This window comes from Arthrobacter sp. zg-Y1110 (assembly GCF_025244865.1).
Taxonomy (GTDB): Bacteria; Actinomycetota; Actinomycetes; order Actinomycetales; family Micrococcaceae; genus Arthrobacter_B.
The window spans coordinates 1,957,119-1,970,012 of sequence record NZ_CP104272.1 but is presented as its reverse complement, the minus strand read 5'-3'; the positions used below and the strand labels follow the sequence as shown (position 1 = coordinate 1,970,012).

General features: G+C 60.1%; 9 protein-coding genes. 5 read left to right on the top strand and 4 right to left on the bottom strand.

Annotation, left to right across the window (positions count from 1 at the left end):
- Positions 1-820: 820 nt before the first annotated feature.
- Positions 821-1,114: a helix-turn-helix domain-containing protein gene (locus tag N2K99_RS19120; protein ID WP_227933565.1), complete on the bottom strand. Its 294-nt coding sequence runs from the start codon at positions 1,112-1,114 to the stop codon at positions 821-823.
- 682 nt (positions 1,115-1,796) lie between these two features.
- On the opposite strand from N2K99_RS19120, the gene N2K99_RS09125 reads away from it, so the two are divergent.
- The 3 genes from N2K99_RS09125 to N2K99_RS09115 all read left to right on the top strand — a co-directional run bounded on the left by N2K99_RS09125 (position 1,797) and on the right by N2K99_RS09115 (position 6,400).
- Positions 1,797-1,922: a ParB family protein gene (locus N2K99_RS09125; protein ID WP_308036382.1), complete on the top strand. Its 126-nt coding sequence runs from the start codon at positions 1,797-1,799 to the stop codon at positions 1,920-1,922.
- Positions 1,923-2,087: 165 nt separating this feature from the next.
- Positions 2,088-4,571, top strand: coding sequence for a tetratricopeptide repeat protein (locus N2K99_RS09120; protein WP_227933564.1), 2,484 nt, complete (start codon positions 2,088-2,090; stop codon positions 4,569-4,571).
- A gap of 800 nt (positions 4,572-5,371) precedes the next feature.
- Positions 5,372-6,400: a hypothetical protein gene (locus N2K99_RS09115; protein WP_227933563.1), complete on the top strand. Its 1,029-nt coding sequence runs from the start codon at positions 5,372-5,374 to the stop codon at positions 6,398-6,400.
- 400 nt (positions 6,401-6,800) lie between these two features.
- Here N2K99_RS09115 and N2K99_RS09110 read toward each other — a convergent pair whose 3' ends face one another.
- Complete coding sequence (locus N2K99_RS09110) at positions 6,801-8,363, bottom strand: recombinase family protein (RefSeq protein ID WP_227933562.1); 1,563 nt, start codon at positions 8,361-8,363, stop codon at positions 6,801-6,803.
- Positions 8,364-8,407: 44 nt separating this feature from the next.
- Between N2K99_RS09110 and N2K99_RS09105 the strand changes: the two genes are divergently transcribed.
- Entirely contained in the window at positions 8,408-10,198 is a 1,791-nt protein-coding gene (locus N2K99_RS09105; RefSeq protein ID WP_231711835.1) for a ComEC/Rec2 family competence protein, read from the top strand.
- A gap of 189 nt (positions 10,199-10,387) precedes the next feature.
- The gene (gene holA / locus N2K99_RS09100; protein WP_227921439.1) at positions 10,388-11,425 is read left to right on the top strand and encodes a DNA polymerase III subunit delta; all 1,038 of its coding nucleotides are present in this window, start codon (positions 10,388-10,390) and stop codon (positions 11,423-11,425) included.
- Positions 11,426-11,673: 248 nt separating this feature from the next.
- Here the strand turns inward: holA and rpsT are convergent, their stop codons facing one another.
- Positions 11,674-11,934, bottom strand: a complete 261-nt coding sequence (rpsT, locus tag N2K99_RS09095) for a 30S ribosomal protein S20 (protein ID WP_146361896.1) — start codon at positions 11,932-11,934, stop codon at positions 11,674-11,676.
- A 174-nt stretch (positions 11,935-12,108) separates the two neighbouring features.
- A complete protein-coding gene (locus N2K99_RS09090; protein WP_227933561.1) occupies positions 12,109-12,765 on the bottom strand; it encodes a type II toxin-antitoxin system PemK/MazF family toxin in 657 nt (218 codons plus the stop codon).
- Positions 12,766-12,894 lie beyond the last annotated feature (129 nt).

The following is a 12,894-nucleotide window of genomic DNA, read 5'->3' as shown; positions in this document are numbered from 1 at the left end:
GTTCGCCCACCAGCCCCGGCGGGATCAAAGCCTATATCGGTGAGGGGGACGACATCAGCCGCAGGCCCTACGATCACACCCGTTCAAAAGATAAGGAATTTTGGAATCGGGCCATCCTCCTGACCAGCAAGGATGCGAACCTCGCCAAAGCACATGCCCGCTATCTGGAGGCCCGTTTTATTGCCGTCGGGCATCAGGCCGCACGCTCTGAAATTGCTAACGGCACCGCATCGCTACCACCGGCGTTGCCGGAATCGGATGTTTCGGACAAGGAGTATTTCATCGCACAGGCGCTGATCGCGCTCCCAGTTCTGGGTATCAACATCTTTCGCGCGGCCGCTACGATCCCAACCGAGGCAGCAACCATGAGTGCATCCACTAAGACTGCGGAATTCGAACTGAGGCTTTCCAATACCGGAAACGTTGCTCGGGCATTGGAAGTCGACGGGGAATTCACGGTTCGTGCCGGTTCTCCCGCCCGTGGATCATGGGTTAGCGCAACCAATGCCGTGGGTTATCGGACCTTGCGCGAGGACCTCGAACGCGAAGGCTCAATCAGCGTCCGGGATGTGTCGGCGAAAGAGGTGCGGTATTCACTCGGGATCAGGTTTTCGCAAGCCCGAGCGCTGCTGCCGCAGTTATCCTGGGTAGATCCGCCAACGGTCGTAAGGACTGGATTGAGACAAAGACCCAGCTGTCCTACAGCGAATGGCAGGACCGCGAGCTGGTCGCCCCGTTGTATCGGTATCGGGTTTCGGATGGAGGCTGTCATCACCGGGCATACGGCAAAGGCTACGAAAGTGGCCATCACCTTTCGCTTCTACGGGCCTCCGAGAGCAGATTCGAACGCCGAAACAATGAGGTCCCGCTGTTCCGGCCGGAACGGCGGGGCAGCGGCAGCCATTCTCTGCGCCCAACTTTTCAGGTCCTCGCAGGTAGCGGCGACAGGTACGGGCGCGACCGCGGCGTCAAGATCCGTCTTAGTAACGTAGATCTTGCGCCCATCCTTAACCGCCGGGAGGCGTCCCATTTTGATGTATCGGCGGAGGGTGACGGTGCTGCGGCCACTGTGTGTAGCGGCGGCGTCCAAATCGAGAGAGATAGTGGCAGGCATATTGGTGCTCCATGGGGATGATGGGAGCACAACAGGAAGGCATCTGCACGAATTCTAGGCACAAGCCCCTGCCGGCGTTTTGCACCTGGCCACGAGGGCCCGCACGATCTTCCCGTCATGTTGCCTGCCGGCAACGGCGACGTGACACTCACCCAAGAACGGGGAGGTGTCCGCACTATTTTCAGCTTGCGTGCCTGCCGGCGGCGCGAGCCAGATCCTAGAAAGGACCTGCACAGGTCTACAGTCCACGCCGCCTGCCGGCTACGCAAACTTGGCCCTGAAAAAGGCCTGCACTTTTATATAGCCACGCCGCCTGCCGACGAGCGTGACTTGATGTTCAGTTGCGCATCTGGATGGTCCAGATTGAAGAACACTATCAGCCCGGTGATCAAATTTGATAGGGGAACGCATTACGGGTTTTATCAACATGTTTACCCCCTGCGTCATTGCTTAGCGGGGAAATGAACGATGGAACCTGATGGTGTTCACCTCGGGTGGTTCCGGCCCCGGCAGGAGTGGACTTCAATATATTCGGCGTCCGTTGTCGCAGACGGCTGGTTAGTCCCGTGCGGCGCCGTCGCAGTGAGAAGAAGCCGGGCAATGCACCCCGTATTTCACCGTCGAGGACTCCGACCAGATCCGGGCTGTTCCTGGCCGCCGGGGCAGCGGAGGGCACCGATTCGTGGCAGACTTGATCGAGGCCGCAACCCTGCGCGAAGTGCGTAGGCTGCCGCGCAAACACAACCAAGGCAGGAAATGGGCGCCGGTCAAAGCCGGTGCTCTCCGCCCGGGCCGGAGCACCTCTTAAAGAAGAGGGACGCGGGGCACCATAGATTTATGTCGCCCGGGAGCCCTCAGTCGCAACACTGGCTGCAAGTCTCAAATAGAACTTCCAAGTCTGGTCAAGCAATCGGGCTGATTATTAGCTTCGTGGGTCTGCCCTCGGTGACAGCGGAACGAGACCTTCACGCCAATGTCACAGGACGTCCACATAAACTTCTCTAGAGACAATCGCCGGACACCTGATTGGAAGGGAAGTACTTTGGCATCGGAGTGGAAGTCGCGAAAGCGCGGAGAACTGAAATGGTGGTTTCCGGCTTCTGCCGTTGCATGGGGCGCGCTAGCCATTTTTCTAGGAAGCGTTGGTTGGAGCCCCTGGGTGGTAGTGCCGCTTGGCATTCTAGGTGTAGTTGGTCTCGCAATCGGTCCCTTCCTGAAGGAGAAGGCGAAAGTCAAAGATGCTTCGGTGACTACGCGCCTTCAATCCATGTTGACTAAGGGGTCTGGATCAGCGCTGGCGCCACTTGCGGATGAGGTTCCGCTCAACACATGGCGTGTACACAAATCCCGGATCGAAGTTCCGTACCTACGCAGGGACGCCGAAGAACAGTTCATCACAGCCGTGAAGAACGCGGAGCCTGTTCTCGTGTTGGGCTCGTCGATGGCTGGGAAGACCCGTATGGCTGCACAGCTGATCAAGGAAAACTTCTCGGACACTAGGGTGTTCATACCAGATGCCCCTGACGGCGTTTCGAATATTCTCAATGTAGGCGACATACCGCGAGGCCACGTTATTTGGCTGGATGACCTAGAAAGATATCTTCGGGATCCCAAGGACTTGAAGGCTAGGTGGATCCAAGAGCTTCAAAGCAACGGAAACATCCTCGTGGCGACCATGAGATCGACATCCTATGAGTCCTTCATGCCTAACAGCGAGGAGCAATCGAAATCTGGCTGGGACACGTTGCAATGCTTCACGAAGGTTTATCTAACTGACGAGACAGCTGAAAGCGTCAGGCTGGCGAACTCCAGCGGAAATCCTGAACTGAGCATGGGCATTATGAATTATGGTTTGGGTACGTATCTCGGAGGGGGATACCTCGCTGTTGAGCGTTTAGAAGCAGGCCGCTCGTCTAAACCAGCCGGAAGAGCTTTCGTGCTTGCCGCAATCGATTGGCAACGTGCAGGCGTTACCGACCCCATCCCTCGAGGCACCGCTGAAAACCTCTTGTACGCTTATTTGGGTAGTACTCAATCTCGAGTCACTTCCTCAGAAATCACGGAGGGCCTAGCCTGGGCCACTGATAAGGCCGGCGGCGGGGGGCTTTTCGGACTTGTTGAAGAGACAGATGAGGGTCTCCGTCCCTTCGATTACTTGGTCGACTTCGTATCTTCAACCAACACTCCTATTCCATACTCGCTATGGCTGGCCGTGGAGCGATGCGTTGCCTCAGGGTCGCAGCTGAACCGGGCTGGGGTCATCGCAGAAGCCTCCGGCCAGTTGCCTAGCGCGGCCGTTTTGTTTGAACGCGCGGCTATGCAAGGGGATCAGGATGGAATGCATAACTACTCAATCAGTCTGGAACGACAGGATCAGATCGTTGAGGCGATGAAATGGGATCAGAAGGCGGCGGATGCCGGCAACCTCCAAGCCTTAACTGGTCTTGCCGTTAAGATGCTTCGCTCAGGGGAGCAAACCGATGATGCACTGAGGATGCTTCGCGAAGCAGCAGACGCTGGTGATGGTTCAGCGATGGCCAATCTAGGCGTGGTGCTCCTGGAGAAGGGCAAAACTGCCGAAGGATTCGAATGGTACAGGCGAGCTGCAGATGCAGGCAGTGCGCTAGGCATGGTGAACTACGGGATACAGCTAGAGCATCAAGGTGATGAATCGGCTGCAAAAGCTTGGTACGAGCGTGCAAAGGACCGAGGGGATGCTTCCGGGGCCGCTCATTTCCAATTGTCGATGCTTGCGGACAAGCTAGGCGATAAGGATGAAGCAGACCGACTTTTGAGGGAAGCGGTAGCCAGGAGGAATCCCACAGCGATGGGCAGGCTTGGGATGATCATGGCAGGCCAGGGGCGACACAATGAGGCAAAGACGCTGTTCGAAGGAGCCGCACAAAGAGGAGGCGCAGTTGGGCTTGCAATGGTTGGGAGGGACCTCGCTGATCAAGGCAAGTATCCTCAGGCAGAACAACATTTCAAGAGAGCAATCGCCCAAGGGCTGCTCGGGGCTGTCACTGATCTAGACGTCATGTACGCAAATACTGGCCGTATTGAGGAGGCCAAAGAACAGTACATGGCAGCAATCTCGGCGAACGATGACGTTGCGCTTCGAAATTACGGTGGACTTCTCATCCACGAAAAGAAACTTGCTGAGGGTGAGGAAACCTTCCGACGAGCAGCCGCTCACGGTTCTGCTGTGGGAATGTACTTTACAGCCGAGGCCCTATTTGCTGGAGGAAAAGCGGATGATCAAGCCGAAGCGCTCGTCCTGCTTGAGCAAGCGGCGAGCTTGGGCAACCTGGATGCCCTCTGTGAATCTGGGAGGAGGGCCGCTGACGAAGGGGACTTAGAGGAAGCACGGCTTCGTCTGAGGAAAGCTGCGGATGGTGGTCATACTTACGCAGCCGAGTGCCTCAGGCTGATCGAGTCGCATGGCGGCGAGGTATAGTCAAGCCGCTCACTGATGAACAGACCGCCTTCCTTAACGGATGTCTTTCTCACATGGTTACTGCCGTGTGAAGCTCTCTGGCAGTCGTGGGTGGAAGTGTTCGTCGGGCGCGAAGTTCATGAGGCCGAGAATGCTTTTAGTCACGGCGCATTTTTCTGGATAGGCGTCTCCTTGACCAGGGAAAGGTGGTCGATGAATTCACCCAAATTGTGATGCATCAGCAAGCGCGTACTGCTGTAAATGCCTCGTGCTCTTTGACCGCAGTCGGAGATCGGCGTGTCTTGATACCCACTGATGACGCCCGCAAGCCGGTCGCTCTACGTTCCTGCAAGCAGAGTGTACTGGTGACAATATTCCGCGGCGTACGTACTGGCCAAATTACTTCAGAGCAGTCGTAGGCCCGTGATTCACGGCGGGGCGAGGTTGATTAGGATTTAGGGCATGAAGATGTGCGATGCCCAGCGCCTCAAGGGATGGTTCTTTCTGCCTGAAGCTCCCGCTGATCGTGTTCCTCGGATATTGACTTGGAGTCAGGAAAATGGCGCAAACCTAGAGCTCATCGGCGGATTCTCCCCACCACCTGAATGAGCCAGACACAAGAGGGGCCTTGGACTGCGGGGCAGTTCCTCGAGAGCGATGGATGCGACGAGAGCGACGGAATTCCTCCGGATCCAGCCTTGCCATGATGGCCGTCCTTCCAGGAGAACAAAGTCCTCACAGGTTAGATGGAACCGGAGCTTTAGCAGTCCCGATCATCGTAAGCGCTCTTAGAGTGAGGGCCGGTCACCTACAGTGTCAGTATGTCTACCAATCAACCATTTTTTCAGCTGCAGCAGACCTTCACAGATAAGAACTGCTTTCTGTGTGGTGTAACTCTAACGAAGAGGGAGGGGGATCCGGCCCGGAGCACGGAGGAACATGTCATCCCGCGTTGGTTGCAGAGTCGACACCAGTTGTATCAGGAAAAGATGACCTTGCTCAACGGGACAACTATATTTTATGCGGCTCTTAAGATTCCTTGCTGTTATGAATGTAATCATGACAGGTTGGCACCGCTTGAGGAAAAAATGAAGACGGCCGTAGAAGCTGGCCCTGACGCCGTCGAGCAGTTGGACCCCTGGACCCTTTTCTACTGGCTTGGAAAGATCTACTATGGTCTCCTTTTCAGGGAGCTATCCCTAGTAGCTGAACGTTCCGACCCTAACAGTAATAAGATCATGACTCCCGACGTTCTTGAGCAATTTGCAATGCATCACGCGCTCATGCAGAAAATTAGAGGTGTTATCGACTGCGCGGATGAGAGTTTCCCGGCCAGTATTTATATACTGGAGTGCCAAGAGTTGCTGGATCAACCCAAAGTTAATTGGGATTACGGAGATGCCTTCGTCCGACCGTACCTTAGTTTGCGTATGGGTAGGGTGGGTATTATTGCCTTCCTGCAAGACTGGGGTGTCTGCGAAGATTCTGGGCCTTTAATTTTTCAATCAGCAAAAGGTCTAGCTCTTCACCCGACTCAGTTCAGATACTTGATGGGTTGGGGACATTACACTGCCAATGCTTACCGTCGTACGAACCACCATTTATCTTTCACAGGGGAATCGTCGATTACAACGATCTCTCCCCCCATCCCATCGCTGTCTAACGAGCACCCTTATATTCAGGACGATCAGATTCTGGCTGAGGTGCTGGCAGCAGTAATGCAGCAACCACTCGAGTCGATCTATCGTCCAGAGCAGCTACTTAACGCAATCCAGAAGGACGACGGCACGCACCTGCACATTCCTTTTACTAGTGAGACCATCAGTATTGGAATTGGTCTACCTCAGTGAGGTTCTCCAGCCCTGAGCCTGAATGGTGCGCATCCCCGTTTATGCGAGGAATCAACCTGGGAGATTACAATCGCCGGCGATGGCGATGGCGATGGCGATGGCGATGGCGAAGGTGTCGTGGACGCTGAGTGAATACACGGCATCTCCGGCAAGAAGGCTGTCAGAGGCAAGGGATTAGGCGGCAGGATCGGACGACAAGTTTCGCACCTCTGTGATTCACGGGCGTGACTCAAGCCAACCCTCAGAAGCTGAATCATCCATATCTGATCTTCTAACAGATTCGTCAGAAACGGTTGTGGCTGACCTATCGAAAGCCGCCCGTTAGCCGGTCCCCTTAGAGAACGGGTTATGAGCCGTGACTTTGAATGAGACCAGGTGGCTCGACGAGACCCTCCATTACTCAGCGCCACACCACATCAACGCGCTCATGATTGATCCCTCTTTGGCCCCTACGATCGGGGCTGATTCGGTTGACTCTTAGTGTCATGATGGCGCGGATGGCCCGGCGCTTCTCGGCCAGCTCCATTTTCTCCCAGGTTGTTCGGATCGCACCCTCACTTAGGAGGCGAAGGACGAGTGGATCCAACTCAGAGAGTTTTTCCAGCCGCTCCTGTGCTGCCCGGATTTTGGGTCCGATCCGCTCCTCCTGATCAAGGAGAATGTCGAACCGAAGCTTCTCGGCAGCCTCTTCCCGCAGCCGGTCAAGGTACCCTTGATAGCCGGCGATTTTTTCAAGAAGAATGCGGCGTTCGGCATTGTTGCCTTCACCCCGCTGCCCGACTTCGACGAGGAACTCGGGCTTCTCAAGACGCGTCAACGCTAGTTCTGTGGCCACCTGATCGAGGTGGGTTTCCCTCATGGCAACGTGGAATCCGGTCTTGCCGGAGGGTCCAAGTTTCCCTGGCACCCCGGGGCAGATATATGTGTAGTAGAAGGGATAGGGTTGCTCTTTCCCTAGAACATCAACCGGCTTTGGCAGTGCGACGCCGTTGTCGTCCTTACGTCGTCCAGCATTTTGCTTGCCGATCCTGAGCGGGGTCCCGCAGATGCCGCAGGCAGCGATACCTGAGAGTAAATGCGTAGCGGGCCAATCGTTTGTCCTCTTCCGATCCGGCGGTGACATGATCATCTGAAGCCTCTTCCATTCCTCGAACTCGATCAGCGCGGGCCAAATGGCGTCGCTAATGATCTCCCCGCGGTGCTGGCGCTTCCCGGCATATGCCGGCATAGTGAGCATCTGTTTGACCGCCGGGGGAGTCCAGCCGTGGTCCTTTCTGTATTCCTTGCGTTTCGGGCGCCGTGGCTCGAATCCACGCTCGTTGAAGCTCTTCGCCACCGCGTAGAACGAGTGACCGCTGATGATCAGCTTCGCAGCCTCTTGGACAACCGGCGCCTGTACCGGGTGCGCTTCGACACGTTCGAGGACGCCTGTTTTCTGGTCATAAACTCGCAGGTAGCCATAGAGGTTCTTACCGTGCGGTTTGCCGTTCTCAGCGGCGGCGCGGACGTCACGCCGAATGCGCTCGGAGGATTTGTCACTCTCGTATTCCGCGTCCACTGCGTCCTCCAGCAGGCTCCGGCGATCCCGGGAGTTCGCGGGATCGTACAGTCTGCCGTGCGTAGTTACCCAGATGCGCACGCTTCGTTGCTTGCAGAGATCTACCAGATCGACCCATTCGCCCACGCGGCGTGAACCGCGGCTTGATTCCCAGATGGCTAGGACATCGGCACCAAAAGTGTCATTCTCAAGGTCGGCGATCAGCCGTTTGAAGTCCTCGCGGACAGTGCGTGCGAAGCGGCTCGCGCTACGATCCGTGTCCCTGTAGGGGGGATCAGGGTGCAGTGTCCAGCCCTGGCGATCGAACGCCTTGGCATTGTCATCGTGCTGCTGGTCCGGACTCTTGCCGGTCTGGTTGCTGTCCTTCGATACTCGTAGGTATTCACGAGCGATCAATTTTTTCATACCCACCCCTTTCGCGAACTGTATCAGGCGCCAACTGCAGCTATTTGCTGGCATTCATCTTCCTGAGTGCCCGGGCGCTGCGGATGCCGCGGGCGCCGGCGGTGCTGCTGGCCTTGACCGGGCTCACCGCGTTCGTGCTCCTGGTACGGCCGGACCCCAGCGTGCTGCGCGCAGCGGTAATGGGCGGGCTGGGCACCCTCGCTGTGCTCTCCGGACGGGGACGGCTTTCGGCAGCACTGCTCTTCCTGTCGATCTCCGTACTGCTGTGCATCGATCCCTGGTTGTGCGGAAGCTACGCGTTCATCCTGTCAGTCTGCGCGACGCTGGGTCTTATTGTCCTGGGACCGCATCTGGTGCGGGTGCTGTCGAGGCGCCTGCCCCGCTGGTTGGCAGCGGCCCTGGCCATACCCGTCGCAGCACAGCTGTTTTGCTCCCCGGTCCTGGTGCTCCTGCAACCTCAGCTGCCGGTGTACTCGGTCCCTGCGAATCTGGCGGCCGCGCCCGTTGTTCCTGCCGTGACGATTGCGGGGATGCTTGCCGTCGCACTGGTGGGTGTTGCTCCGGCGTTGGCGGCACCGCCGCTTCTACTTGCGGCCGCGGGAGCCTGGTGGGTGGCAAAAACTGCCCGGTTCTTTCAGTCCGCTCCCGGTGCGTTGGCGGCGTGGCCGGAGGGCAGCCTTGGTGTGGTGCTCATGGGCGTGTGCGCGGGCGCAGCCGTTGTTGGCATCCTGTACCTCTCGCGGCCCGCGGGCGGCGGGGTATTCCCGGCCCGGGCGGAACGGGCGGAACGGGCGGAACGGGCGGAACGGGCGGAACGGGCGGAACGGGCGAACGGGAAGGACGGGAAGGACGAAGCGGACCAGGGGGACAGACGCGCCGGGTCCCGGCGCCGTGCTTCGGCAACAAACGCGGAGGCAGGCTTCGCAGGGTGGCGCAGCCCCCGGCGGCGCTTGGTAGCGGCAGGAGCCGCCGCTTCGCTGGTCCTGCCGGGCGGTGTGGTCCTTGCTGTCCGTGCCCTGCAGGGAGAACGGGGCCAGGAGGATGAGTGGGTTGTTGCCGCCTGCGACGTCGGGCAGGGGGACGGGTTTGCGATCCGTGCGGGGCCGGACAGTGCGGTGGTGATCGATGCCGGCGGAGAACCCGACCCCATGGATGCCTGCCTTGATCGGCTGGGGGTGCGGACCGTTGAGTTCCTGGTGCTCACTCATGCGCATCTGGACCATTACGGCGGTGCTGCCGGAGTGCTTTCCGGACGGTCCGTGCTGCAGGTGGGCTACTCATCGGCGGATCCTGAACTGCCGGAGGAACTGTCCGGGGAGTTGGCCGGAACGGCAGCACCCCGGACACGCCTGACCCGGGGGATGGCTGGAACGGCGGGCCTCGTACAGTGGGAGGTCCTCTGGCCGCCTGCTCCCGACAGTGCGGTACCTGCGGCCGGAGACGGGGAGGAGAACAATGCCAGTGCCGTCCTGCTGGTGACTGTTGGGGGTCCGGGCCAGGGGGAGCGGCCGCTGCGGATACTGTTCACCGGTGATGCCGAGGAGGAGGCGGCTGCAGAGATTCTCGCAACGCAGGCCGATCTTCGTGCCGGCGTCGACGTGCTGAAAGTAGCCCACCACGGGGCACGCAACGGCGGTGATGGCTGGTTCCGCGCAGTCCGACCGTCCCTGGCACTGATTTCCGTTGGTGCCGATAATGAGTACGGGCACCCGGCACCGGAAATCCTGGCACAGCTCCGGGCTGCCGGCACCGGGGTGGCACGGACCGACCAGCACGGCACGGTAGTGGTGGTCCGCGAAGGCAACGGTCTTGAGGTCCAGAGCCTGCCGCCGTAGGCCCGGTAGGTCCCGTAGGCCCGTAGGTCCTGCTGAGGATCGGCAGACACGGCGGCAGGGGGACGGAAAATTGGCCGCCGACCGGGACCGTGGCAATCTTGGAGGGAGGCTATCCGCGGTGCGGATACCTTTCGATCCTTCGCCCCGGCAGGCCGGAAAGGCCGCCACACAATCCCAGGAGCACCAGCTGTGAATCCGGCAGTCCCTTCCAAACGCAGCTCCGGCAGTAAGTCTTCGGCAGGTAAGTCCTCAGCGACGGTCTCCTGGCGCGAGGTCGAACCCGCCCCGGTGGTCCTGCTGGCAGGCCCCGAGGACTATCTGGCCTCCCGTGCCCGGGACCGGCTGCGCGGGCTGCTCCGGGAGAAGCAGCCCGACACGGAGTTGGTGCACTTCGATGCCTCCTCCTATGCCTCCGGGGAACTCACACTGCAGTCGAGCCCCTCACTGTTCGGCGAGGCCAAACTTATCGAGGCCGTGAATCTAGCGTCGATGAACGAGGATTTCCTCACCGAAACGCTGGCCTACTTGAAGGATCCGTCTCCGGATGCCGTTCTGGTGCTGCACCACGCGGGCGGCAACCGGGGCAAGAAGCTGCTGGATGCGGTCAAGGCGGCCGGAGCCCCCGTCGTGGAGTGCCAGCCCTTCAAGAAGGATGCAGAGAAGCTGGACTTCGTCACTTCGGAGTTCCGCACTGCCCGTCGCAGGATTGACCCGGGCGCGGCCCGGGCGCTGGTAAACGCCGTCGGGTCCAGCCTCTCCGAGCTTGCAGCCTCCTGCCAGCAGCTGATCAGCGATTCCACCGGCGAGGTCACCGAGGAACTCGTAGAGCGCTATTACGGCGGGCGGGTCGAGGCCACGGCCTTTAAAGTCGCCGACGCCGCTCTGGCCGGCCGCGCTGCGCAGGCGCTGTCCATGCTCCGGCATGCGCTGGACACCGGCGTGGATCCGGTGCCGCTCGTGGGCGCCCTGGCCATGAAGGTCCGTGCAGTGGCGCGGGTGGCCAACCTGCGTGGCTCCTCTGCCTCGATGGCCAAGGAACTGTCCATGGCGCCCTGGCAAGTGGACCAGGCTCGGCGGGATGCCCAGCGGTTTACCTCGGAGTCCCTGATCGAAGCCGTCCAGGCCCTCGCCGAAGCGGATGCACAGGTCAAGGGCGCCGGACGGGATCCGGTGTACGCCGTGGAACGGGCCGTCACCGTCATAGCCCTGGCGGCCTCCGGGCGCTAGCAGCAGTGAGCCAGCCGGCACGCGCTGGTCCCGCTATGCCCGCCGACACACCAGCCGGCTGCAGTGTCCCGCATTCACCCGCCCCGCCGGCATGCACCGCACCGCTGTCCGGAACAGCCCGAAACGCCCGGAAGCACCCGGAAACGCTGGAAACGCCCGAAACAGTCCGGAAGCGCCGACTTAAACCAAAGCGCGGCCGGTCCCGAGGGACCGGCCACGCTGAGTAAGTCTGTAATGCTGGCTGCTGGTTAGAGCGCGCTGACCTTCTTGGAGATGGCCGACTTGCGGTTGGCAGCGTTGTTCTTGTGGATTACGCCCTTGCTGACGGCCTTGTCCAGCTTGCGGCTGGCGGTCTTCAGCGCTTCGGCTGCTGCGTCCTTGTCGCTGGCCTTGACTGCGGCATCAACCTTGCTGATGACGGTCTTCAGCTCGGACTTCACCGAGTTGTTACGCTGACGCGCCTTCTCGTTGGTGAGGATGCGCTTCTTCTGGGACTTAATATTGGCCACTTATAAACTCTCTTTGTATTGCGGACTTGGTCGGTGAGGGTATTTCAGCCCAGACATTGACTGAGCGGCGTGGGGATACCGTAATGGCGTCTGAACCAAAGTGCCCGTCGACCTGCGCGGACACACAGCAATAAATGTTAGCAGAGTTTGGGCTCCGGTAACTAAAGTGCCGGTTCAGCGTGCCGGGCGCATCACGGCCAGCCGACGGGCAACTGTCTGGAACACGTTCCTATCCATGATTGCACCTTCCCGGCGCACGCTGCCCGGTTCGAGCTGGAGCACGCGGTCAAGCTTGACCTCGCTGGGACGCCCCTTGCTGTCCCACGGGCCGGTGCCGACGTCGAGGTACCTCGGGTCCGAACCGCTGCTGTTGTTCCGGTCCCGGCTGGTCATCATCAGGCCCAGCAGCAAGCCGCCGCTCCGCCCGATCAGCAGGACCGGACGGTCCTTGCCCTGGCTGGGGTCGTCTTCGTACGGGACCCAGGCCCACACCACTTCGCCGGGATCGGGATCGCCGTCGGGCTGCGGGGCGTAGACCGGAGTGACGGGACCGGAGTAGTCGCCGAGGTAACCCCTCCCGGCGGCCGCCGGCGCAGTCCGCGCGGACGACGGCGACGACGGCGGCGACTGCCGGTTCGCCGGGGTGCGCGGGGGAGCTGCCTTGGTCCCGGGGGAGGGCGACGGCGTCCGGCGGGTCTCCGGCGTGCGAGGGCGGGCCGGTCGGCGGGTTCCGCGGCTGCTTTCGGCGGGGCCGGCGGAGGAGGAAGCAGAGCGCAGCAGGCGCAGGGCCGAGCGGGCAAAGGAGGCAAAGGCGCGGGCATTAAAGGGCATGGCACTACGTTATGCTCCCGGCCACGAAACCTCAGGTGCGTCCGGTTCCTGCTGCGGCAGGCAAACGTGGGAGACTGTTAACTCGATAGAACACCCACCAGACCGCCAGGACCAAGGACACCCGCGCAC

Coding starts and splice junctions, on each gene's coding strand:
- N2K99_RS19120 (WP_227933565.1), bottom strand. CDS start 1,114: ATGCCTGCCACTATCTCTCTCGATTTGGACGCCGCCGCTACACACAGT.
- N2K99_RS09090 (WP_227933561.1), bottom strand. CDS start 12,765: ATGCCCTTTAATGCCCGCGCCTTTGCCTCCTTTGCCCGCTCGGCCCTG.
- N2K99_RS09115 (WP_227933563.1), top strand. CDS start 5,372: ATGTCTACCAATCAACCATTTTTTCAGCTGCAGCAGACCTTCACAGAT.
- N2K99_RS09120 (WP_227933564.1), top strand. CDS start 2,088: ATGTCACAGGACGTCCACATAAACTTCTCTAGAGACAATCGCCGGACA.
- N2K99_RS09110 (WP_227933562.1), bottom strand. CDS start 8,363: ATGAAAAAATTGATCGCTCGTGAATACCTACGAGTATCGAAGGACAGC.